Genomic DNA, 23,360 nt, shown 5'->3' with positions numbered 1-23,360 from the left:
CCCTCAAAGCAATCAATTTGCGCATTTTTTCTCATATTTCATTAAAAGATTAATTTGGTTTCGGTTTTAATGGACCATAAATGAAAGAGCACCTTGGTTATGCTATAGTTAAGTCATAAAGTATTTGCAACGGAGGTAGTATCGTGGATTTTGTTTTATTGGGTACAGGCGCTGGCGTTCCGGCTAAAGCGCGTAATGTGACGTCAATCGCTCTTCAATTATTGGAAGAGCGGGGGAAGGTTTGGTTATTTGATTGTGGTGAAGCGACGCAGCATCAAATTTTAAAAACGGCAGTCAAACCGCGAAAGATCGAAAAAATTTTCATCACCCATTTGCATGGTGATCACATCTTTGGACTCCCTGGGTTTTTAAGCAGCCGATCTTTTCAGGGCGGACTGGAAAAATTGACCGTATATGGTCCACATGGCATAGATGCATTTATTAAGACGAGCTTACAGGTGAGTGGCACTCATTTGAAATATCCATTGGAGATCATTGAAATAGAGGAAGGCGTAGTATTTGAGGACGAACAATTCATAGTGACGGCGATGTCGCTTGATCATGGCATTTACAGTATCGGTTACCGGATTGTGGAAAAGGATCGACCGGGAAGCTTACTGGTCGACCGGCTGCTAAAAGAAGGTGTAAAGCCGGGTCCGCTTTTTAAAGCATTGAAAGATGGACAAACGGTCAGTCTCGATGATGGCCGTGTCCTAAATGGGAAGGATTATCTCAGTGCTCCGCAAAAAGGCCGGGTCATCACGATTCTTGGTGATACACGAGTGTGCAGCAATGCTCTCATTCTTGCTGAATCGGCGGATTACCTTGTTCATGAAGCTACATTTTCAGCGGAAGAATCTGAAATGGCATCCGCCTATTATCATTCGACCACGGTTCAGGCTGCAGAAACGGCTTTGAAAGCGGGAGCTAAGCATCTAATCCTTACCCATATCAGCTCACGGTATACTCCAGAGGATTCGGAGAGGTTAAAAGCGGAAAGCGAAGCGATCTTTGCAAACACGATCATGGCAGAAGATTTAATGACCATTAAAGTTCCTTTATATTCAGAGGAATAGGGTAGCTGAAATCGATGCTGATGTTTGATATAATTAATCAATTGTTCATTGGATATTTAAAGGAGTGTAAATATGACGGACCAAAGTAACCTACATACTAAAGCAATGGATTTTCTCTTAAAAACAAGCCGGACTTTTTTCATACCAATCAGCTATCTTCCAAAGGGATTACAGGAGGCCATTGGAGCAGCATACCTTTGCATGCGCGCCATCGATGAGATCGAGGATCACCCTGGTCTTCCTGCTGATATTAAGGTTTCCCTGTTACAGGATCTCAGTGAGCTGCTTGGGGCGGATTATAGGGAAGAAGAACTTCAATCGTTATTTGAACCATATAAGGATGAACTGCCCGACGTGACCCTGCTTCTTTCGGACTGGATTCAATATTGTCCTCCCGGTGCAAAAGCCAAAGTCCTGGAGTCGACAAAGGAAATGGCCGAAGGCATGGCCAAGTGGGTTAAGAAAGATTGGCAAATCCATAATGAGGAAGAGCTCGATGATTACACTTATTATGTTGCGGGTTTGGTTGGAGTCATGCTGTCTGATATGTGGAACTGGTATGATGGAACGGAAACGGACCGTGAACTTGCCATCGCATTTGGCCGTGGACTCCAAACGGTCAATATCCTGCGTAACCGTGAGGAAGATGCAGAACGTGGTGTGAACTTTTATCCGGATGGCTGGGGTTTCGATGAGATGCTTGCCCATACGGAACATAATCTTACATTAGCCGATGCCTACATTGGGGAGATTGAAACGAAAGAGATCATCCAATTCTGTAAAATACCCTTGGAATTGGCAAAAGCCACATTGAAGGCCTTGAAAGAAGGCAAAGAAAAAATTGATCGTGCTACAGTTACCGAAATTGTTAACCAAGTAGTCGAACACTGATATTCCATTTAGCTGCTGTGAAAGTTATCCCCTTTCACAGCAGCTTTTTTGATGTTTTACAATTAAAACTCGAAAAATTCTAAAAAGTTAAAAAATAGATTGGAATAATTGGGACTAAACGATTATAATTTAGGACATAAAAGCTAAAAAGCTGGCGTCGTTATTAAATAAGAAAAAAGCGGGGGGAAACATATGAAAAAGAAATTATATTCAACTGCAGCCATGACATTGGTCGCAGGTTTATTACTGGCTGGGTGTGGAAATGACAAGGAAAAAGATACGGCCAAGGATGAAGGCGGAAAGGATACCTTCAAGATTGGGGTATCACAATTCGTTCAGCATGATTCCCTGGATCAGGCATATGAAGGATTCCAGGCGGCATTGAAGGACAGCGACATCAATGCCAAGTATGATCTTCAAGTTGCACAGGGTGACCAAAACAACAGTCAGACGATTGCCAATAACTTCGTTGGGGATAAAGTGGATCTGATTTTTGCGAATTCCACTCCTAGTGCCCTAAGCTCATTAAATGCGACCAAGGATATTCCAATCGTTTTTACATCGGTTACCGATCCCGTAGCGGCGGAGCTAGTTACTTCTTTGGATAAGCCAGGCGGAAATGTGACGGGCACGACGGATTCCCATCCTGAAGCCATTGCAAAGTCAATGAAATTCCTAGCGGAAGAACTTGGCGCCAAGACAATTGGTACCGTTTATAATACAGGGGAGCAAAATTCCGTCGTCCAAATAAAAAATGTGAAAGCGGAAGCGAAAAAAGCAGGATTGAAAGTCGTGGAAGCATCTGTCTCGACTTCAGCCGAGGTTAAACAGGCAGCGGAATCATTAATCGGAAAAGCGGATGCTTTCTATATCATTACTGATAATACAGTTGTCTCGGCTCTGGAATCGGTCATTTCCGTGGCAGATGATCAAGATATCCCTTTGTTTGTTGGCGAACTTGATTCCGTTAAAGCGGGTGGTTTTGCAGCCTACGGCTTCAGTTACTATGATATTGGTTATGAAGCGGGGCAAAAAGCGGTTGAAATCTTGAAGGATGGTAAAAAGCCTGGAGATATCTCGGTTCAATATCCACAAAAACTTAAATTGGTCATTAATGAAAAGGCAGCAAAAGATATGGGTGTTGAAATAAAAGAAGAATGGAAAGCAGATGCTGAGTTTGTAAAATAAACTCTGCTTTTGTTCGGGGAAGGAAGAAAAAAATGTTCTCAGCCTTATTCAACTCTTTTGAGTCGGGAATGATTTATGCGATCATGGCACTAGGTGTCTATTTAACATTCAGGATTCTCGACTTCCCGGATATGACAGTGGAAGGTAGTTTTGTGACAGGGGCCTCTGTTGCCGCCATTATGATCGTTAACGGTTTCTCGCCGATCGTAGCCACATTGAGTGCTATGGTAGCCGGGTTCATCGCTGGGACAATAACGGGTTTCCTGCATACGAAAGGAAAAATCAATCCACTCCTGGCAGGTATCTTAATGATGATTGCGCTCTACTCCATCAATTTAAGGATCATGGGTGCATCCAACATTCCGTTGCTTTCTCAAACGACCATTATCACGAATATCCAGGATGCCTGGGTCGGCACCGGGCTGGACAATTTGTTGAATGGTCTTTTATCGATCGTGGGTCTCGGTGATAGCCTGCCAAAAACGTGGGCCATATTAATCGTTATGCTGATTGTGGCCGTTGTCATTCAAGCTGGAATGTCAGCTTTTTTAAAAACGGAAATCGGTCTGGCTTTACGGGCGACTGGTGATAATGAAGCCATGGTCAAGAGTTTTTCAGCCCATACCGGCAACATGAAAATCCTTGGACTTGCAATCGGAAATGGACTTGTGGCATTCTCGGGGTCCTTGGTTGCCCAATATAACGGTTTTAGTGATATTGGCATGGGGATAGGAATCATCGTCATCGGATTGGCATCCGTCATAATCGGTGAGGCTTTATTTGGGGCTAAAACGATTGCGCGTGCGACGCTTGCGGTTATTGGAGGGGCGATTATTTATCGAATCGTCGTAACTTTGGCACTTCGCGTAGAATTCCTTGATACAGGTGATGTTAAATTAATTACGGCACTTATTGTGGTCGGGGCACTTGTCATTCCGAAAATTTCCGATAAACAAAAGGAAAAAAACCGGAAGAAAAGACGGCTTAAAGAAATACAGATGCGTCATGGCGGGACTTTACCGAAAGGGGGGGAAGGATATGCTTCGGTTAAATCAGATTTATAAAGTCTTCAACGAAGGAACACCGGATGAAAAGCTTGCCCTTGGAAATCTGGAACTGCATATGACAAAAGGCGAATTTGTAACTGTCATCGGAAGTAATGGAGCAGGTAAATCGACGTTGATGAATATGATTTCCGGTAAGATTCTCCCTGATGCCGGTGAAGTCATCATTGATGGGGAAAACGTATCGGCAATTGAAGAACATGCACGTGCCAGAATGATTGGCCGCGTTTTTCAGGATCCCATGCTGGGAACGGCACCACATATGACGATTGAAGAAAATATGGCGATTGCTTATGGCCGAACCAATAGAAGAGGTTTAGGCTTCGGGGTGACAAAAAAACGGAAAGAACTATTTAAAGAATGTTTGGGTACCCTTCATTTAGGCTTGGAAAACCGGATGACAGCAAAAGTGGGATTATTATCGGGAGGGGAGCGCCAGGCTCTATCATTGCTGATGGCGACCTTCACGGATCCTAAAATCCTGCTTCTTGATGAACATACAGCAGCACTTGATCCTTCCAGGGCAGAGCTTGTTACAAATCTGACGAAGGAAATCGTCGAAAAGAACCAGTTAACGACGTTGATGGTGACTCATAATATGCAACAGGCGATCGATCTTGGAAATTCCTTGATCATGATGGATAAGGGACAGATCATTTTTGAAGCTAGAGGCGCTGAAAAGCAGAAGCTAACCGTTGAAAAACTGCTTAACGAATTCCAACGCATCAAAGGTGAAAAAATGCTAAATGACCGTGCAGTGTTGATTTAAGATGATGAAAAGGCCCGACCCAGGTGGAAGACTAACCTTGGGGCAGGGCCTTTTTATTTTTGGGTAATTATCAGATCAGGTTCTATTTCTGAACGAATGTCGATGAAGTACCTTAGCATAGGGAAAATGGCTATGGTGGAGCAATCATTAACGATCTTGGATGATAACCGATGCTAATCGCTGTCGGCTGTGCTCCATGATGAAGTATCGTTCTTTCTGTAATTTCCAAAAATCATTTTTATGAATGGTCTTTTTTTCGGCTTTTTCGTGGCAGCAGCTTCTTCAGCCGCGAGGAAATAATCAAAGTGCTGGTCCATTGGTGTTTCTAACGCTTCAATACGGGCTTCGAGCTTCTTAACGAGTTTGTGCATTTCTTCCATTTCACTTCTGTGCTGTAAAAGTTGATAGGATACAACATCGTCCGCTTTTGTTTTCAGTCCATTTTCAAGCCTGACGACCCGTTCTATCAATTGTTCATGTTCTTTATTCGTTTCGGGGTGTTTCTGGACGGTTGCTTTTCTAATTTTTTTCTCTGATATGCTGACCTTTTGGAGAATGATGCCCTCGTTCAGCTGATCTTGGACTTTTCTCAATAATGCAATGTCATCATCTGAAAACTGGTAGTGGCCAAGCTGATTCCGTTCTACTTCCATGTTCAATTGAGTAACCCAGCGTTGAATCGTACTATGGGAAACATTCAGTAACCGGGCAACTGCACTTGTATTCATCGAGATTCCCCCTTTTGGTTGTTGAATTCGATAAGTATGAGGCAATTCCTTTACAGATGACAAAACATGTTTTCATTCGGCAAAGAAAGTGGATTTCCTACGTAATTTGCATGCGAAACGATCAATAAGGGGGGAATCTCTTGGAGTCGGTTTTGGAAAATGGTGAGCCTTGTTAGGAGCTTTAAAGAGCATTTGTGAGTGCGTGGTTTGCCGGTCAATTAAGCTTTAAAAGGAAAAATGATTCAAATGTCGAATTACCAATGAACAATGTATAAAGGAGGACTAGTATGAACAGGATCAACATTATAACTTTAGGTGTCAGGGATATCAATGAATCATTAAGGTTTTACCGGGACGGGTTGGGATTCCATACATCGATTAAAGAGGACGAACCCGCAATCGTTTTTTTTAATAATGCAGGAACGAAACTTGCTTTGTATCCTTTAGAGAAGCTAGCAAAAGACATCAATGAGATAGAACCGCCTAAGAAAAATGGTTTCCCGGGTATTACGCTTGCTTATAATGCTAAATCAATTGAAGAAGTCGATGAGGTGATCAACAAGGCTGAAAAGGCCGGAGGCACAATCGAGAAATCACCTCAAGAGGTTTTTTGGGGAGGATACAGCGGATATTTTTCAGACCCCGATGGTTACTATTGGGAGGTTGCGTATTCGAAGGATTGGAGTTTTGATGAATCGGATATGCTGATTATAAAGTAACGCTCACTGCAGCTGTGAAATCAAATTGACCTGGACCTTCCCTATGCCACTTATAAGGAGTCCAGATCATAAAAAGGACTGTTGCCTAGCCGCTGCCTGTAAGGGAGTGCTAGGCAACAGCCAATCATCATCTCTGGGCATTTACTGAGAAACTACATGCTTGGCAAGTTCTTTACTTATTTGATTGCCCATTCGCTTCGATTGCTCAGTCGCTTCTTGTACACAGGCAATGAAAGCTTCTTGCACTTGATGTGCTTGAAGTGCTTTCAGACCTGCTTCGGTCGTTCCGCCTGGTGAAGTTACTTCCTTTCTTAGCACGGCTGGGGTTTTAGGTGATTTCTGCAACATATCGGCCGCACCCATCAGTGTCTGGAGAATTAATTGCTTCGCGGTTTCGGAATCGAGACCTATTTCTTCTGCTGATTTTTCCAATGCTTCGACCAAGTAATAAATATAAGCCGGTCCGCTTCCTGATAAGCCTGTTACCGCATCGAGCTGCGTTTCGTCAACGACTGCCACCGTACCCACCGTTTCAAAGAGAGTAATCGCCGTTTGTAATTGCGAGTCTTTCGTATGACCATTAGCCGCAAGGGCCGTTGCTGATTTTCCCACAGCTGCCGATGTATTAGGCATGGCACGGACAATCGAGAACCGCTTGTTGGCGATTCCTTCCAAGCTTGCAGTTTGAACCCCGGCCACAACTGAAATGAATAGCATTTCTTCCCGAATATATTCTTTTATTGATTGCATCGTTTCTAAAATATCTTTCGGTTTCACGGCCAGTACGACAAGGTTTGCATCCTGTACTAAAAGCTTCAGCGATCTTGTGGCAGTTACACCGTATTGTTCCTTTAAATAATTGAACCTATCATCATTGGATTTATTTGTTACAAAAATATTTGCTGGGTCAATTACCTGTTGGGTCACCAGCCCCGAAATGATTGCTTCTGCCATCGATCCAGCTCCGATAAACGCGATTTTTTTCATATTTCCCGCTCCTTTTCCTATTAAATTTCTGGCTTTTTTTGAAAAACAAAAAGACCCCTCATCCAATAAAGGACGAAAGGTCTAGCTTCCGTGGTACCACCTTTGTTCAACTTTTCCATAATAAATAAACAGAAAAGCTGCACTTGAATCCTCTAACGCGGGAATTACGTCAGGTTTTCCTGAAGGCTCATAAGGTAGGTTCAATAATGAGGGGGCGATGAAGCCTTTCAGCACATTCCGAGCTTCACTCTCTTTACGCCATCAATAAATTTACTTGGCCTTAATCAAAGCCATGCCGTCTTTAATTACTTGTGATTATGAAGGATATATCAGTACTCTGTCAATGATAATATATGCATGGACGACAAAAAATAGACATGAATTATGTGAAAATAATGACAGTATTTAAAAATGCATGTAAAATGGTAATTATACATTCGTTTTCTTGCTAAGTATACTAAGTAATTCTGTTTAGCGTATAAAAAGATTTATATAAATATAATTTCTAAGGTGGAAAAGATTATGGCGAATTGGAATGGAAATATTGCAAAAATTGCTTTGCCCACGCCGTTTGCAGTGGGTGATGTGAATGTTTATGTAGTTAAAGGGGATGCCTTGACGCTCATTGATACTGGTGTTAAAACCAAACGATCAAAGGAAGCCTTGACTAACGGGCTTGGGGATTTGGGTCTGAAACTGACCGATATCGAACAAATCATTTTAACCCATCATCACCCTGATCATGCTGGTGCACTCGATTTCTTTGATAAGGAAATCCCGGTTTATGGACATAAAAACAATCAGCGCTGGCTGACTATCAGTGATGATTTCCTTGAAACCCATAATCGTTTTTTCCTTGATTATGCCACAAAGTTTGGAGTGGCAGAAGAGCTGAAAAATAAACTGATCCATAACCGTGACGAAATCAGATTCCTTAGTGAACGGAAGCTGCATGGATATTTGGCTGAAGGGGATGAGCTTCCTGGTCTTCCAGGCTGGAAAGTGATCGAGACTCCAGGGCATGCGCAAAGCCATTTATCCTTTTACCGGGAAAGTGACGGGGTCATGATCGCGGGCGATCACTTGCTTGCTAAGATTTCACCCAATCCATTAATGGAACCGCCTTTACTTCCGGGTGGCATGAGGCCTCGTCCGTTACTGCAATATAATGCATCACTTCAGAAATTATTGGATTTTTCGATTTCCACTGTTTATTCCGGACATGGATCTGAAGTGGAAGGAGATGAGGTTGCCGACTTGATTCAATATCGATTCGAGCGGCAGCATAACCGGGCCATGCAGGTGAAAAGCATGCTTCAAGATAAGCCTTTATCGGCCTTTGAAGTGTGTCAGCAGCTTTTTCCTAAAGTATACCTTCAGGAAGTGGGCCTGACACTTTCGGAAACGGTCGGTCAGCTGGACTATTTAGAAGATTTGGGTGAAGTCGAAACCAAAATCCAATCAGGGGTCATTCTGTATTCAATCGCTTAATGTTAGGCAAGGAGGCACATTTTTTTGAATAAGTTACAAGGGAAAATTATTGTTATCACCGGTGCTTCCGGAGGGATTGGCAAGGAAGTTGCCATCCAAAGTGCAAAGCAGGGATGCCGTCTCGTCCTCTTGGCCAGAAGTCTGGATAAATTACAACAGCTAAAGAATGAACTCATCGACCAATATGGGATTGATGCATATGCCTATAAGCTCGACGTTGCAGATACTGATCAGGTGACAAGGGTATTTAATGACATCCATGCTCAAATAGGTGAAGTGGATGTGTTGGTCAACAATGCTGGTTTCGGCACGTTTAAAGAAGCGCAGGATACGGAACTAAATGAAACGAAAGCAATGTTTGCTGTCAACGTCATTGGATTAATGGCCTGCACAAAGCTGGTTCTTCCGTATATGAAGCAGCGAAAATCGGGGCATATCATCAATATTGCTTCACAGGCCGGTAAAATTGCCACTCCTAAATCAACATTGTATTCCTCAACCAAGTTCGCAGTTCTTGGCTATTCAAACGCACTTCGGCTCGAGCTGATGGAGGATCGTGTTTTTGTGACCACCGTCAATCCCGGACCTATAGAAACGAATTTCTTTAACATTGCAGATGAATCAGGTACATATTTAAAGAATGTCGAAAAGTTCATGCTTAAGCCTGAAGATGTCGCGGCAAAAATCGTAGCGGCGATGCTGACCAATAAGAGGGAAATCAACCTCCCTGGCTGGATGAATTTAGCTGGGAAATGGTATAACATGTTTCCAAAGATCACCGAAACATTAGGGAAAAAAGCATTTTTTAAAAAGTAGGCTAGATTTTCGATACCGGACAAGGCGAAAGATGTTCAATAATAGGTAAAAAAAGGGGAATGTCGATGACATTCCCCTTTTTTTATGAAATAAAGGAAGTTTTATTCTGAATAAATTGGTAACTATTTCATGGGGAATCCGTCTATTTCTTAGGAGGGATTTTCATGAAGATGATTGTAAACCTTTTAATATATATAATTGTTGTCTTTATTCTGGGTAGCTGTCAATCCTCTGATTGGAACATGGGTGAAGCCATTGCCAAGGGGGAAGAAGGTTTCATTACAGATCTTGACGATAAAAGGATTTTGATTAAAGGGACTTATTATAGGGTGACCAATGATACATATATTCAAGATCAACATGGTAATGACCTCGAATATTCTGACTTGGAAATCGGGATGAAAGTGAAACCATGGCACCGGGGCGGGGTCAAGAAATCATTTCCTGGGAAAGCGGAAGCGAAATTGATTCTTGTTTTGACGGATGAAAAAAGTTTGGCCGAACAAAGGGCTGTCACTGCTGCCCTCAATCATGTCAGTAAAGCGGAAAGTCAGCGATTCATGGTTCTCGATGTCGTCCATTTGCCCTCAGAGCATGTGTATAATATTGAAATGATGAATCGTTCCAATTTGGATTCATCATTCATGGTGACTATAGAGGATTTAACGGATGAAATATTATATATAAAATAAATCAAAAAAACCGGACTGAATCATTTATGAATTCAGTCCGGTTTTTTTAATGGGATTTCGCTCACAAGGATGAGCTCATGTCCTGGATTTTATAACGTTTTCGCACCTAAATATTTTGGTTTCCAATAAGAATTATCCATATTCGTGATGGTTATTCCTTTAGAAGACGTAGCACTGATGAATTGACCATTTCCGATATAGATCCCAACATGGGATACTCCTGTTCTTCCAGAAGAAGTATCAAAGAATACAAGATCACCTTTAGCTGGTGATGATACTTTTAAACCTGTATTGGAATAGAGCAATGATGTTGTACGAGGTAAGGTAATTCCTTGTGATTTCTGGAATACGTAATAGACGAAGCCTGAGCAGTCGAATCCAGTCGGTGTTGTTCCGCCCCATTTGTAAGGTTTGCCTATTAAGGTTTTTGCATAGCTTATCAGGCTTGTATTATTGACATTATAAACACCAAGCGCATTAAATGTGCCTCGGCCGGCAATCCCATCGGCAGTTAATCCTTTGGCTTTTTGGAATTTTTTTACTGCAGATACAGAATAGGTGCCGTAATATGTAGTCAGTGAACCTGAATATGTGAAATAACCTTTGGTTTTTAAAAGTTGTTGTAGTTGTTTGACATCGCTATGTGTCATTCCGGGTCTGAGGGTTTGATCTCCGATATTTGCAAAGGCTTGCAGTGGGGTTAGCATCATGGCAGATGCAACAGCAGCTGAAGCGATCCATTTCTTCATAATTTTCATTTCCTCTCTATCTATCTCTCTATTATTCTTAACAATATTATCCTACAATACCATTATGACAATTAGACATAATTTTGGTTACAATTACATTACAAAAAATGAGTAGTAAGACTAAAATTAAATAGACGAAAGTCTATTGAAAAGGGTGGATGAATTTTAAAAAACTAAGCATATGGATTCACTTGAAATTATTCAAGTTACTAATTAATCTATTTGAAAAAAACTATATGGAAACATAGTTTAAATATGGTAATTTATCCGTTTTTAGGGTCTGTTATATTTTTCAAGGGAATTACAATAAAAAGTAGAAATTTGTATGAAAACTTCCATTGAATAAGAACGTATATTCGGTTAAAGTTATGAATATAATAAAAGCGAACGTATATTCTTGTTAGGGTGAAGAAATGATGGATTATGGGACGATGCCGAAACAATCAATTATGTGTATCGATATGAAAAGTTTTTATGCAAGCTGTTCTGCGGTCATGCTTGGTCTGGACCCACTCGATTGTTATCTGGCGGTGGTTGGTGATTTGAAGAGGACGGGGAGCATTGTGCTTGCAGCTTCTCCAAAAATGAAGAAGGAATTTGGCATCAAGACAGGTTCGCGGATGTTTGAGATTCCGAATGATCCAAGGATTGTCGTCGTTGAACCCAAAATGGCGACCTATTTAAGGGTCTCGACAGAAATCACCCGCTTGTTCAACCGTTATGTGCCCAAAGAAGCGATTCACGTGTATAGTGTGGACGAAAGTTTTGTGAAAGTCGATGGTGCCGCTTCTTTATGGGGAGATGCCCGGGTGATAGCTGAAAAGATAAAAGATGAAATCGAACGGGAATTACAGCTCCCATGTGCCATTGGAATTGGTCCGAACATGCTTATGGCAAAACTTTGCCTTGATTTGGAAGCCAAAGATAAAGGGATTGCAGAATGGAAGTATGAGGATGTGCCAAACAAACTTTGGCCGATTTCCCCGCTTCGTGAAATGTGGGGAATCGGCAGGCGCGTAGAAAAAACCCTTCATGGAATGGGAATATTCACGGTTGGGCAGCTTGCCAATTATGATCTTGAATTACTTGAAGCGAAGTTTGGAATTATGGGCAATCAGCTTTACCACCATGCGTGGGGAATAGATTTATCGGATATGGGGGCAGTGATCATCGAAGGGCAGGTCAGCTTTGGCAAAAGTCAAATCCTGCTTAGGGATTATAAGGCGGAGCATGAGGTCAAGCAGGTCATGCTGGAAATTTGCGAAGAAGTTGGAAGAAGGGCACGTACCCATCGCAAGGCAGGAAGGACGGTCAGCCTAAGCATTGGTTACAGCAAGGATGAGTTTGGCGGTGGTTTCCATCGTTCGCGTTCGATCAGCGAACCGACCAACATTACGATGGAGTTATATAAAGTTTGCCTGGAGCTTTTTCATGAGAACTATAAGCAAAAAACGGTTCGGAGCATAGAGGTCCGACTCTCGAATATTGTGGATGATAACGAAATGCAGCTGACTTTATTTGATGCTTCGCGCTGGAAAAAGCGGGAATTGAGTTACACGGTTGATCGAATCCGCCATAAATATGGACCCAAATCGTTATTGCGTGCAGTTTCGTATACAGAAGCGGGTACAGCTGTTCACCGAAGCAGGCTGCTTGGTGGGCATAAGGCGTAAGGTTGACTTTGAAGGGAGGGAAAAGAATGATTCGTGATCGCGGCCGTATCAAATGGACATCGATGATGTTGCCGGAGCATGTGAAGATGCTGCGGGATTGGGTGGTGGAGGATGGCTATGAAACGGAGCGCATCCTGGATGAGCAGCAACTGGAAGAAATGAATGCGGTAATGGGGGAAGCGATGGAGGAAAGAAAGGATGTCGCGATTGCTCATTATGAAGGAAACCGGTATCAGCTGTTAATCGGCAGGATCCATTATTATAATGAGCTCACCCAAAAGCTTCATATCGTTGATCGCTTTCAGCAGGCTCACTATATCAGGCTTTCCGATATAGCGGATGTAAGGATAATGGAATAATGAGCGGAAGGGCTGTTCTCAAGGGACAGCCTTTCATTTTCGGAACGACATCGATCCTCTTTACTGTATTTTCATCTTGATAAAAGGAAATCATCGGGCAAAAGGGAATCTGACTTGTAGCACGGTTAATGGAAAAAGTGATTTTCATGTCGGCCGATCTTGCAGAAGGAAGCAGGCAGTTTCGTTAACAGAAACATTTTTATCGTTTATAATGGGGGAATGCAAAGACATCGGGAGGCATGTAATCATGTATATTGAATGGACGGAAAGAGCGGCTGAGAAAATAGCCGATAAGGTACAGGGACAAGAAGGATATTTACAGTTGAAATATGATACTGATGGCTGTGGCTGCGTGGTAAGTGGTGTGACGGCGCTATGGTTGGTCAACGAACCTGAGGAAGGTACCGAAAAAGCGGAAACAAACGGAATCCCTCTATATGTGGAGAAATCGAAAATGATTTTTTTGGATGAAGTCATGAAAATAGACTTTGTTCCGGAAGCGAACAGCTTTCAGTTAAAAAGTCCGAATCAAATCTTAAATCCGAGGATGAGCTATTTTAATAAAATCTAACTGAAGAAAATGAGAGGGAATCTTGGATCCCTCTCATTTTCTTCTCAGACAAGTTCGAGAAACTGATCGATTTGATCTTCATATTCTTTTGGATTTTCATTATAAGATTGAGCATGGGCCCCTTTTTTAGCGATGTACAACTGCTTTGGGCCCTCTTTTGCTGCATATAATTCCGCTGTCATGGAAGCAGGAATAAAGCTGTCATTCTCACTATGGATGAAGAGCACGGGGTTTCGGATATTTTTCATATAATCGATTGGGGACACTTCATTGGTCCAATATCCATCACGGAGTTTGATGAACGTACGCCCAAGCGGAAACACGGTCCAAGAGGGAAATGGGATTTCAAGCTTGAGCTGGTGTTTGATCTGATCCTCGAAATTTGAAAATGGACAGTCCGCAATGTAAAAGTCAGCACCATCTTCAAGCATTCCGGCATATAAAAGCAGGGTTACGGCCCCCATGGATTCTCCATGAATGCCAATATGAAGATCAGAACCTTTACGCCTTTTCAATTCATCGATTACGGCTTTCAGGTCGAATTTTTCATAATGTCCATAACTGCTCGTCTTGCCACCGGAATCCCCATGCCGGCGGTGGTCATAAATGATGGCATTGAAGCCCCGCTTAAGAAAAATATTCATGTACTTAATGGAATTGACTTTGTTCTCCGTCACACCATGGGAAATGACCACCCACTTATTGGTATCATGCGGTTCGATAAACAAGCATTTCAAGGAATATCCGGATGGTGAGGATACCCAAATTTCCGTTTTAGGCAGATTATCAAAATCCTCCCTGATCAGGCGTTTAGCCGTGATTTCACGATTCTGGATAAAATCAGCTTCCTTTTTTTTCATGTACATGATCCGATTGGAAAAATAAATGCCGACGCCGATGATATAGGTTAGGATTCCAGCGAGTGTAAACCACCATTTCTTCATGAAGGATCCTCCTCGGTTGATTTTCTTTATTTTACCATGAGGGAAATGGGAAAACACTGTTTGAAAACCATAACGAGGAAAACGGCAGTCGTGATATAATAATTTCATAAATGGCCAGGAGGTTTTAAGGATGAAAAAGAAACAGCCGCGAAATCAAAATCAAAGCAAAAACCAAGATAAAGATTCATCATCATTGAAACTTGGTGATATGATCAATCAAGATATCATGTCCCAGCTTCGTCAAAAGCAAAAGGAACTGAATGAGGCTGAACAAGAGAAAAGGGCAGCGGAAGAAGAAAAAAAACGCGAAGAAAGAAAGCAGCGGGAGAAGAACAAATCATTCGAAGAACTATTGGGTGAAAGCAATATGAACTGGAAGAACTATAAATGAAGAACAGGGAGCAGTTTAAGGGGCGTCTCCCTTTTTCGTTCCTAACAACAGGAAAGAACCATTCTTAGAAAAGGATAGGGGAACATTCCTTGCTGATATTCCTTTATTTTATAAAGTATAACGATTATATTAAAGATAAGTTCGATATGCATTCATATCGGATGGACTACTACTAGCTGGTGATATGATGCAAAGTAAAATAGAAAATGTACTGGAAAACCAATTATGTTTCCTGCTTTATGCAAGTTCAAGGGAAATGACGAAAAAATATAAACCGCTGCTTGATAAACTCGAAGTGACATATCCTCAATATCTGGTTCTTCTTCTACTATGGGAACAGGATACACTTACAGTGAAAAAATTAGGGGAGCTGCTTGCCCTCGACTCAGGAACGCTAACCCCCATGTTGAAACGAATGGAGCAGAATGGCTTGATTGTCCGTGAACGTTCCACTGAAGATGAACGGTCTGTCATGATAAAGCTGACGGAAAAGGGACATGGTTTACAGGAAGAGGCCTGTCTCATTCCCGATCGAATTTCGGCTATGTCGGGTGAGGATAAGAGGGTGGTTGAGGATTTGAAAGCTTCACTGCTCCAACTATTGAAAACATTACAGGAATTTTAGCAAAAAGGAAAAACGCTTGGGAATCCCAAGCGTTTTAGTTTGTCGAAAAAAGGAGATTCGGAATGGTCTTATCCCTAACCAAATTATAAAAGAAGGCTTGGTTATCCAAACCTTAGTAGATTGAAGAAATTTGCGACACTCCTGCCGAATAACTGGCTAGCCGAGACCCCACAGACGCTTGGCTGACAGTCGACGGAAAGGGAGCGGATTTGATCCGTGGATCTTAAATAATTGCTTCGGCGTCCGAATAGTGAAATGAAGGTCGAAATAATTTGTGAAAGATCGAATAAAGTGCGGTGTAGGTCGAAAAAAATCGTGAACGGTCGAATAATGTGCAGTGTAGGTCGAATAATTGCGTGAACGGCCAAAAAAAATGTGGTGTAAGTTGAAAAACTGCGTGGACTGCCGGGAAAAAGCTCCGGATAACGAAAAAAGTACGGTGTAGGTCGAAAAAAGTGCACCGGCTGAAATCAACTGCAACTTTTTTAAAATAAAAAACTGCAGGCAAACTCGCTTTTCTTCGAGTTTGTCTACAGTCTGAGACGCTTGGGAACCCCCAAGCGTCTTTTTGTCGGATTAATCTACATCTATTTCAATGGCGACATCCACATTGCCGTTGATTGCTTTTGAATAAGGACACATTTGATGTGCTTTATGAACAAGGGTTTCGAATGTCTCCTTATCGACCCCGGATCCCTTCACGGCCAAAGTTACAGCCAAGCTGTACTGATGCATCTCACCCATCAATAGACTGACGCTTGCAGTGACTTTGGAATCGAAAGAAACGCGTTCAATTTTACCAACTGATTGCAAGGCACTATCAAAACATGCAGCATATCCAGCTGCAAAAAGCTGTTCCGGATTAGATGCTTCAGGCATCTGTTTAGCCCTTGGCGTTCCCGGCATCGCAATATCAACCGTGAAGTTACCGTCAGCGGAAATAGCCGTTCCTTCTCTTCCGCCATCCACTGTTACTGATGTTGTAAATAATGTTTTTGTCATGATTTTTCTCCCTTACCTTCTTATTTTTAATTGTGCACAACTGAATTGTACAACATTAACTTTAGGATGGCAATGAAAAAGTTGAAAAACTATATCGAATGAAGTTATCGATCAAAATTCATCAACTGAATATATTAGAAGTGGGGTCTGGAAAGGATTAGAATGATAGGAGATACAGAAGCACTATGGAAAATAAAATGACGGAACGGAAATAGGCTGCCTATCCCGTTGGTTAAACGCAGATAAGGCAGCCTCTAAAGATCGTCCTGACATTCCTTTGAAACATTTAGTTTAGTTCGAACAACTTTTTATTCCCGGTGACTTACATATTTGTTCGCTTTGGTCAACTGCTTCAAGATATCAAGCTCGGTTTTGGACAGTGAAGAGCTGTTAGCGGCCTGGCAGTTTTCACGGAGCTGCTGTACTGAGCTTGCTCCTGGTACAACGGTAGCGACGCTTTGATGGGACAATACATATTGAAGTGCCGTTTCATTCAACTTCCTATCAGAAAGTTTGTCCTTTAATTGCGGAAGTAAATCCTTAAGCTCGTGATAGCTATAGTCGAGGTATCCATCCTCTTTTGCCTTTGCAAGCATTTTCTCGCTAAGCAACCCTTTAGCAAGGGGCCCACGGGCGATGATGCTGATCTGTTTGTTGTCCAAAAGGGACATCCACTCTTCTGGGCGGCGGTCGAGAAGATTAAACTGCATCATTACGGAATCGAGCTCGGATTTTTCAGTGAATTCCTTGATCACATTCGGACGAATCGAGGAAATTCCATAATATCGGATATAGCCTTCTTTTTTCAGTTCTTCAAATGCTTCTACCGTTTCTCCGATATTGTCTGAAATGGTGCCTCCATGTAATTGATAAAGGTCAATATAATCAGTCCCCAACCGTTTTAAGCTATCTTTTACTGCCGTTTTAATATAAGAGCCAGATGGATCCCAGCTCCAGGCATCCTTATTTTCATTCCAACGGTTTCCAACCTTGGTGGCTATGTATACCTTATCGCGGACCGATTTTAAATTCTTTCCGACGATTTCTTCATTCATACCGAAATCATATAAGTCAGCCGTATCAAAGTAATTGATTCCTTCATCTAAAGCGGCCTGTATGATTTCGGATGCCTGATTTTCAACAGTCCCCAATGACATGCATCCGAGCCCGATTTCAGATACTAGCAATTCTGAATTGCCTAGTCTGCGTTTTTTCATGTTATCCACTCCCTTTACATTCATTGTAAAGGAGAAATCCATTTCACTCAAAGAATTCACTTGATCCGTTTTAAAGGAGCGGGTGGCGCCTGATGGTGTATGTCGGCAATCCAATCATTGATATAGACATATTGATTTTGCAATTGTTTTAGTTTTTGAAGGATTTCCCAACTCTTTCCGGATAAAGTAACGCTTTTTTCCAATACGTAAACTTTCATTAAATCGCCCTCCCTCTCTATTATGGTAAAATGTATGAGAAATCATGCTGCAATTAGAACAGAGGAGTGGTCAGGATGAAAAAATTTGAAGAAAAAACGCTGTCTTCGGAAAAAATCTTCACAGGAAAGGTAATCAGCCTGCAAGTGGATGATGTTGAACTTCCTGATGGGAAAACGGGTAAACGTGAAATAGTCAAACATCCGGGAGCGGTTGCCATCATAGCTCTTACTGCAGAAAATAAAATCATCATGGTTGAACAGTACCGTAAAGCGCTGGAGAGAAGCTTGGTGGAAATCCCTGCAGGAAAGCTGGAAAAAGGGGAAGAACCGGTTCTGTCGGCAGAACGGGAGTTGGAAGAGGAGACAGGTTATGAATGCGAAAAAATGGAGCACATCATATCCTTCTATACTTCACCAGGTTTCGCCGATGAATTGGTCCACCTGTATGTGGCCCACAATTTGAAAAAGAAAGAAAATGCGGCCCCACTGGATGAAGATGAATTTGTCGAGATGATTGAACTCACGTTGGAGGAAGCTCAAACTTATATGGTTGAAGGGAAAATCCAGGATGCCAAAACGGCATATGCCGTGCAGTATCTGCTGTTGAAAAAGGCGATGACTTCATAAATGAAGGAGTTTTACGCTGACCTGCATATCCATATAGGCAGAACGAGAAGCGGAAGGGCCGTGAAAATAACAGGTGCTAAGACGTTAACCTTCAGCAAGGTGCTGCAAGTGGCGAGTGAAAGGAAGGGCCTTGATCTAATCGGGATAATCGATTGCCATTCTCCTGAAATTATCGAAGAGATCGAAGCGGGGATTCTGGATGGCGAAATCACGGAAAAGATGGAAGGTGGACTTCAATACAGGAATACAACCATCATTCCAGGCTCGGAGATTGAAATTTATGACCAGAATTGTAATGGACCAATCCATGTCCTCGCCTATTTTCCCACTTTAAAAGCGATGAAGGATTTCTCCTCATGGATGAGCGGACATGTTAAAAATATAACCTTGAGCTCCCAAAGGATTTATTGTGATGGAAGAACGCTGCAAAAGATGGTGAAGTCACTGGGCGGCCTGTTTATCCCGGCACATGTTTTCACCCCTTTTAAAAGCTTGTATGGAAAAGGAGTGCGGTCCAGTCTGACAGAAGTATTCGATCCGAAGCTGATTGATGCCATCGAACTTGGCTTAAGTTCAGATACAGAAATGGTCAAGGATATCGAGGAGTTGGACTCCTATGTATTCGTGACAAATTCTGATGCTCATTCGCTTGGGAAAATCGCTCGTGAATATCAAAAAGTCCTGCTTGCAGAACCAAGTTTCAATGAGCTGGCAAAAGCCCTTAAAGAAAAAGGGAATCGTAAGGTGACCGTTAATTATGGATTGAACCCCTTATTGGGAAAATATCATCAAACCGTATGTTCAGGGTGTTTACACCAGGTGTTGAGGGATAGTGAACAATGTCCTGAGTGTGGTAATAAATCCATTATAAAAGGAGTATCGTCCAGGATCAACGAACTCTCCATTACCAAAATCAACGGAAGATATGGAAGGGAAAGGCCACCATATATCCATCAAGTACCACTCGATTTCATCCCAGGACTTGGACCTAAATCGATGGAAAAACTGCTGGAGGCATTTGGAACAGAGATGAATATCCTTCATGAAGTTACGCTTGAACAGCTCATGGAAATCGTGCCTGAAAAATTGGCTCGATACATTGATTCTGCCAGAAAAGGGACGCTTTCTTTTGAGGTGGGGGGCGGAGGCAAATACGGAAAAGTCAAAAAGGAAAGCTAACCTGAATAAAAGTCCTGACAGATGATTGTTACCTGTCAGGACTTTTTTTAGTTTGTAGTTTTTGCATAAATGGAGGTGTCCCGCAATTCCTTGCCATCAGCACTTAGACAGTCATAACGCAAAGTTCCTTCAAGGATAAACCCTAGCTTCTCGGGTATCCGTTTGCTGGCAATATTTTTAGGATCACAGCGGATTTCAACTCGCTTTGCCCCATAATGGTAAAAAGCGAATTTGGTTAACTTTTCGACCGCTTCCATTATGTACCCTTGTTTACTGTACCTCGTATCAATCCAATAGCCAATTTCGAATTTAGGGATATCCCAGTTAATCCGGTGCAGACCAGTGGAGCCGATGAATTGATCGTCTTCTTTCCTATAAATATGAAGTCTAATATCCTCTTTTATAATAAAGTCCGCAAAGGACTTAAGAACGTTCTGTTCTGAAGTTTCCGGAGACGCATCTTGATGGGCAAATGGCAGCCACTGTTTCAATTCATGTTTAGAATGGACAATGGCCTCGTAAACGTCAAGGCCATCACCAGGCTGACATGGTCTTAAATATAATCGTGGGGTTTCAATTTTTTCGGGGAAATCCATTAATATAGCTTTCATATCCTACCTCCATATAATGATTTTGGGAAATTATAACACAAATTCAGTTTAAGGTGTTCTGCTGATGGGGAAAGTTTTCTTAGCATAAATGAGAGAGTGAAAACATAGATTCTAGTAAGCGGAGTTGGGAGGATGAAAGATGAAAAAAAAATCTGTCGTACAAAATGCCGTAATGAAACATATTAACGAACATTCCTCATTATATGTCTTTATCACTGTGCTTTTTTTGATGGGTGTCATTTTTGGGGCAGTACTGGTGAATAGTTTGAGCTTTACCCAAAAGGAAGACTTGTTCTATTATTTATCGCAATTTTTCGGACAAGTATCCAAAGGTGAATTTGCATCTTCGCATGATATGTTCAGCCAAAGTATTATGCATAATATAAAATATATCGGCGTCATCTGGATTCTCGGAATATCGGTCATCGGTTTGCCTGTCATCTTGGTTTTGCTATTTATAAAAGGGATGGTTGTTGGATTCACAGTCGGCTTTTTAGTCAATCAAATGGGGTGGAGTGGGTTTTTATTATCGTTTGTCGCCATTCTGCCCCAAAATATATTCATAGTCCCTATATTCATCGTGATAACCGTCCTTGCCGTCTCACTATCAATGAAAATGATCAGCCGGATTTTCCTTAAGCAGGTTCGTGAGCCACTGAAGCCGATAATATCACGGTATATTTTCTCATTGATTTTGTCGGGGTTATTTTTGGTTACAGCTGCTGCATTTGAAGCGTACCTATCCCCTTCCTTAATGAAAAATGTCGTAAGTTTATTGGGTCATTGATGGAAATTTACGGTTCCCGCAAATTTTTTTATCATTAACAAGAAATCTATTTTGACAGTTTTCCCTCATTTGATATAATGGATAGGATAGCGGCGCGGGAGGGAATATTAGGTATGGAAATAGAAAACAGAATTGATAGGATAAAAAAGCAGTTGCACTCGTCCAGCTACAAATTAACGCCTCAGCGAGAAGCGACCGTCCGCGTTTTACTTGAGCATGAAGAGGACCATTTAAGCGCAGAAGACGTTTACCTCCTTGTCAAAGAAAAGTCGCCGGAAATTGGATTGGCAACAGTTTACCGTACGCTAGAGTTGCTGACTGAATTGAAGATAGTAGATAAAATTAACTTTGGAGACGGGGTTTCCCGTTATGATTTAAGACAAGAAGGAGCTGCGCATTTCCATCATCATCTTGTTTGTGTGGAATGTGGTGCGGTAGATGAGATCCAGGAAGACCTACTTGAAGACGTAGAAGACATTGTCGAACGCGACTGGAACTTCAAGATTAAAGACCATAGATTAACCTTTCATGGCATTTGTCATCGATGTCATGACAAAGAAGACAACAAAGGTGAATGAAGTTGGACCTTTTCCATTTAGTGGAGAAGGTTTTCTGCATTTTTAAAGGGCTAAAACCTATTGCGAGACATCAGGAAAATATCAGGATGAAGGAATGAATTTTCTCACGTAAGTGCAGTATTTGCTTTCTCCTTACCTAAACACGTATAAAACTTGTCCTGTTGGGCATAGATTGATACAGAGGATCGAATGGGAGGGGAAAGATGATGAAAACATCATTATCGCTTATTTTGCATACGGCTAAAGTGATGGTTCTCTTTGTTAGCTTTACTGTTCTTTTTTATATAGGAATGGTATGGTTAAATCAGGAATATCAGAGTTATCATCGTTATGATGAACCCAAAGGTATGGCTGTAAAAGTATCGAAGGCTGTTGATACAGGTGATGATGCATGGCTTGAACGCTTAATGTTGTTTTATTTAAACGGGGAGTAATGAATATGGAGAATCAAATTAGGGATTTCATTCATTTTTTAACCATTGAAAAAGGACTGGCCAAGAATACGCTCGTCTCCTATGAGCGCGACTTAAAATCATATTGGGGCTATCTGAAAGATGTTGAAACCATTAACGACTGGAATGATTCACGGCGGGTGAACATCTTGCATTTTCTCGTGCATTTGAAGGATCAAGGGAAATCATCGAAGACGGTAGCACGTCATATTGCGTCCATCCGGTCTTTTCATCAATTTCTTCTAAGGGAAAAAGTAACCGATCAGGATCCGTCCATACATATAGAAACGCCAAAACCGGAACGAAGCCTTCCGAAAGTATTAAGCATGGAAGAGGTTGAAGCACTATTGGAAGCCCCGAAGATAATGGATGAATTCGGTTTACGAGACAAGGCGATGCTAGAACTGATGTATGCGACAGGTATGCGTGTCAGTGAGTTGATATCCATGGATGTGAGTGATGTTCATGCATCGATGGGTTTTGTCCGTTGTGTAGGGAAAGGGAATAAAGAGAGGATCATTCCGATTGGACAAACGGCACTGGGTGCCATTGAACATTATATGGAAAGTTCCCGAGGGAGATTGGCCAGCCCAAAGCACAGGACAGATTCACTTTTTTTGAATCATCATGGCAACAGGCTGACAAGGCAGGGGTTTTGGAAGATTCTAAAAAAACTTGTGAAATCGGCACAAATAGAAAAAGAAATTACACCACATACACTGAGACATTCTTTCGCGACTCATCTATTGATGAATGGGGCTGATTTACGTGCCGTCCAAGAAATGCTCGGTCATGCGGATATTTCGACAACGCAAATTTATACACATATTACGAACGTACGGATCAAGGATGTATATTCAAAATTCCATCCGCGAGCATAATAGAATAGCAGAATGATAGAAAGGTTGTGAATTTAACTGCGAGGCAGTTGAAGGGAGCAGCCTTTTTTCCGATCT

28 protein-coding genes are annotated in these 23,360 nt (G+C 41.9%); 20 read left to right on the top strand and 8 right to left on the bottom strand.

What is annotated here, in order from left to right; genetic code table 11:
• Positions 1-143 precede the first annotated feature (143 nt).
• From rnz to ABIE66_RS17725, 5 genes are all read left to right on the top strand, one after another.
• Positions 144-1,076: a ribonuclease Z gene (gene rnz, locus ABIE66_RS17745; protein WP_370015742.1), complete on the top strand. Its 933-nt coding sequence runs from the start codon at positions 144-146 to the stop codon at positions 1,074-1,076.
• Between the two features lie 72 nt (positions 1,077-1,148).
• On the top strand, positions 1,149-1,967 hold the full coding sequence (locus ABIE66_RS17740) for a phytoene/squalene synthase family protein (protein ID WP_289325674.1): 819 nt from the start codon (positions 1,149-1,151) through the stop codon (positions 1,965-1,967).
• 192 nt (positions 1,968-2,159) lie between these two features.
• Positions 2,160-3,155, top strand: coding sequence for an ABC transporter substrate-binding protein (locus ABIE66_RS17735; RefSeq protein ID WP_370015741.1), 996 nt, complete (start codon positions 2,160-2,162; stop codon positions 3,153-3,155).
• A 32-nt stretch (positions 3,156-3,187) separates the two neighbouring features.
• A complete protein-coding gene (locus ABIE66_RS17730; protein WP_289315746.1) occupies positions 3,188-4,219 on the top strand; it encodes an ABC transporter permease in 1,032 nt (343 codons plus the stop codon).
• Positions 4,194-4,988 carry an ABC transporter ATP-binding protein gene (locus ABIE66_RS17725; protein ID WP_289315747.1) on the top strand — a complete coding sequence of 265 codons (795 nt, stop codon included), beginning with the start codon at positions 4,194-4,196 and terminating at the stop codon, positions 4,986-4,988. The genes ABIE66_RS17730 and ABIE66_RS17725 overlap by 26 nt, the downstream gene beginning before the upstream one ends.
• A gap of 173 nt (positions 4,989-5,161) precedes the next feature.
• On the opposite strand, the gene ABIE66_RS17720 is transcribed toward ABIE66_RS17725, so the two are convergent.
• Entirely contained in the window at positions 5,162-5,716 is a 555-nt protein-coding gene (locus ABIE66_RS17720) for a MerR family transcriptional regulator (protein WP_289325671.1), read from the bottom strand.
• A gap of 287 nt (positions 5,717-6,003) precedes the next feature.
• On the opposite strand from ABIE66_RS17720, the gene ABIE66_RS17715 reads away from it, so the two are divergent.
• Positions 6,004-6,435 carry a VOC family protein gene (locus tag ABIE66_RS17715; RefSeq protein ID WP_370015739.1) on the top strand — a complete coding sequence of 144 codons (432 nt, stop codon included), beginning with the start codon at positions 6,004-6,006 and terminating at the stop codon, positions 6,433-6,435.
• 141 nt (positions 6,436-6,576) lie between these two features.
• Here ABIE66_RS17715 and proC read toward each other — a convergent pair whose 3' ends face one another.
• Positions 6,577-7,422 (bottom strand): pyrroline-5-carboxylate reductase, encoded by an 846-nt coding sequence (proC, locus tag ABIE66_RS17710; RefSeq protein ID WP_289325669.1) that lies wholly within the window; start codon positions 7,420-7,422, stop codon positions 6,577-6,579.
• Between the two features lie 522 nt (positions 7,423-7,944).
• Between proC and ABIE66_RS17705 the strand changes: the two genes are divergently transcribed.
• From ABIE66_RS17705 to ABIE66_RS17695, 3 genes are all read left to right on the top strand, one after another.
• Positions 7,945-8,913, top strand: a complete 969-nt coding sequence (locus ABIE66_RS17705) for an MBL fold metallo-hydrolase (protein WP_370015738.1) — start codon at positions 7,945-7,947, stop codon at positions 8,911-8,913.
• A 24-nt stretch (positions 8,914-8,937) separates the two neighbouring features.
• A complete protein-coding gene (locus ABIE66_RS17700) occupies positions 8,938-9,729 on the top strand; it encodes an SDR family NAD(P)-dependent oxidoreductase (protein ID WP_370015737.1) in 792 nt (263 codons plus the stop codon).
• Between the two features lie 164 nt (positions 9,730-9,893).
• Entirely contained in the window at positions 9,894-10,421 is a 528-nt protein-coding gene (locus ABIE66_RS17695; RefSeq protein WP_289325666.1) for a hypothetical protein, read from the top strand.
• Between the two features lie 89 nt (positions 10,422-10,510).
• Here the strand turns inward: ABIE66_RS17695 and ABIE66_RS17690 are convergent, their stop codons facing one another.
• Positions 10,511-11,170, bottom strand: a complete 660-nt coding sequence (locus ABIE66_RS17690) for a C40 family peptidase (RefSeq protein ID WP_370015734.1) — start codon at positions 11,168-11,170, stop codon at positions 10,511-10,513.
• A 413-nt stretch (positions 11,171-11,583) separates the two neighbouring features.
• On the opposite strand from ABIE66_RS17690, the gene ABIE66_RS17685 reads away from it, so the two are divergent.
• From ABIE66_RS17685 to ABIE66_RS17675, 3 genes are all read left to right on the top strand, one after another.
• The gene (locus ABIE66_RS17685; protein ID WP_289325664.1) at positions 11,584-12,843 is read left to right on the top strand and encodes a Y-family DNA polymerase; all 1,260 of its coding nucleotides are present in this window, start codon (positions 11,584-11,586) and stop codon (positions 12,841-12,843) included.
• A 26-nt stretch (positions 12,844-12,869) separates the two neighbouring features.
• Entirely contained in the window at positions 12,870-13,202 is a 333-nt protein-coding gene (locus ABIE66_RS17680; protein WP_289315755.1) for a YolD-like family protein, read from the top strand.
• Between the two features lie 247 nt (positions 13,203-13,449).
• The gene (locus tag ABIE66_RS17675) at positions 13,450-13,773 is read left to right on the top strand and encodes an iron-sulfur cluster biosynthesis family protein (protein WP_289325663.1); all 324 of its coding nucleotides are present in this window, start codon (positions 13,450-13,452) and stop codon (positions 13,771-13,773) included.
• Positions 13,774-13,817: 44 nt separating this feature from the next.
• Here ABIE66_RS17675 and ABIE66_RS17670 read toward each other — a convergent pair whose 3' ends face one another.
• Complete coding sequence (locus ABIE66_RS17670; RefSeq protein ID WP_289325662.1) at positions 13,818-14,717, bottom strand: alpha/beta hydrolase; 900 nt, start codon at positions 14,715-14,717, stop codon at positions 13,818-13,820.
• A gap of 130 nt (positions 14,718-14,847) precedes the next feature.
• Here ABIE66_RS17670 and ABIE66_RS17665 point away from each other — a divergent pair, with 130 nt between their 5' ends.
• Both ABIE66_RS17665 and ABIE66_RS17660 read left to right on the top strand, forming a co-directional pair.
• Positions 14,848-15,108, top strand: a complete 261-nt coding sequence (locus ABIE66_RS17665; protein WP_289325661.1) for a YqkE family protein — start codon at positions 14,848-14,850, stop codon at positions 15,106-15,108.
• Positions 15,109-15,295: 187 nt separating this feature from the next.
• Complete coding sequence (locus ABIE66_RS17660; protein ID WP_289325660.1) at positions 15,296-15,733, top strand: MarR family winged helix-turn-helix transcriptional regulator; 438 nt, start codon at positions 15,296-15,298, stop codon at positions 15,731-15,733.
• A gap of 576 nt (positions 15,734-16,309) precedes the next feature.
• Here the strand turns inward: ABIE66_RS17660 and ABIE66_RS17655 are convergent.
• The 3 genes from ABIE66_RS17655 to mciZ all read right to left on the bottom strand — a co-directional run bounded on the left by ABIE66_RS17655 (position 16,310) and on the right by mciZ (position 18,170).
• Positions 16,310-16,735, bottom strand: coding sequence for an Ohr family peroxiredoxin (locus ABIE66_RS17655; protein ID WP_252281220.1), 426 nt, complete (start codon positions 16,733-16,735; stop codon positions 16,310-16,312).
• Positions 16,736-17,043: 308 nt separating this feature from the next.
• Positions 17,044-17,952: an aldo/keto reductase gene (locus ABIE66_RS17650; RefSeq protein ID WP_370015733.1), complete on the bottom strand. Its 909-nt coding sequence runs from the start codon at positions 17,950-17,952 to the stop codon at positions 17,044-17,046.
• Between the two features lie 56 nt (positions 17,953-18,008).
• Positions 18,009-18,170, bottom strand: coding sequence for a Z-ring formation inhibitor MciZ (gene mciZ / locus ABIE66_RS17645; protein WP_289315762.1), 162 nt, complete (start codon positions 18,168-18,170; stop codon positions 18,009-18,011).
• A 75-nt stretch (positions 18,171-18,245) separates the two neighbouring features.
• Here mciZ and ABIE66_RS17640 point away from each other — a divergent pair, with 75 nt between their 5' ends.
• On the top strand, positions 18,246-18,797 hold the full coding sequence (locus ABIE66_RS17640; RefSeq protein WP_289325658.1) for an NUDIX hydrolase: 552 nt from the start codon (positions 18,246-18,248) through the stop codon (positions 18,795-18,797).
• Positions 18,798-19,976, top strand: coding sequence for an endonuclease Q family protein (locus tag ABIE66_RS17635; RefSeq protein WP_370015730.1), 1,179 nt, complete (start codon positions 18,798-18,800; stop codon positions 19,974-19,976). It begins immediately after the preceding gene.
• Positions 19,977-20,023: 47 nt separating this feature from the next.
• Here ABIE66_RS17635 and ABIE66_RS17630 read toward each other — a convergent pair whose 3' ends face one another.
• Positions 20,024-20,587: a GNAT family N-acetyltransferase gene (locus ABIE66_RS17630; protein ID WP_289325656.1), complete on the bottom strand. Its 564-nt coding sequence runs from the start codon at positions 20,585-20,587 to the stop codon at positions 20,024-20,026.
• Between the two features lie 139 nt (positions 20,588-20,726).
• Here ABIE66_RS17630 and spoIIM point away from each other — a divergent pair, with 139 nt between their 5' ends.
• From spoIIM to xerD, 4 genes are all read left to right on the top strand, one after another.
• A complete protein-coding gene (gene spoIIM, locus ABIE66_RS17625) occupies positions 20,727-21,374 on the top strand; it encodes a stage II sporulation protein M (RefSeq protein ID WP_289315766.1) in 648 nt (215 codons plus the stop codon).
• A gap of 119 nt (positions 21,375-21,493) precedes the next feature.
• Complete coding sequence (gene fur / locus ABIE66_RS17620; protein WP_289318338.1) at positions 21,494-21,952, top strand: ferric iron uptake transcriptional regulator; 459 nt, start codon at positions 21,494-21,496, stop codon at positions 21,950-21,952.
• A 206-nt stretch (positions 21,953-22,158) separates the two neighbouring features.
• Complete coding sequence (locus tag ABIE66_RS17615; RefSeq protein ID WP_095389711.1) at positions 22,159-22,386, top strand: YqzK family protein; 228 nt, start codon at positions 22,159-22,161, stop codon at positions 22,384-22,386.
• A 5-nt stretch (positions 22,387-22,391) separates the two neighbouring features.
• Entirely contained in the window at positions 22,392-23,285 is an 894-nt protein-coding gene (gene xerD, locus ABIE66_RS17610; RefSeq protein WP_289325655.1) for a site-specific tyrosine recombinase XerD, read from the top strand.
• The last annotated feature ends 75 nt before the right edge of the window (positions 23,286-23,360 follow it).

Origin of the sequence: Peribacillus sp. B2I2 (assembly GCF_041261685.1) — a bacterium.
In the GTDB taxonomy this organism is placed as follows: Bacteria; Bacillota; Bacilli; order Bacillales; family DSM-1321; genus Peribacillus.
Note: the sequence above shows the minus strand (reverse complement) of the source record. Positions and strands in the feature narration are given on the sequence as shown.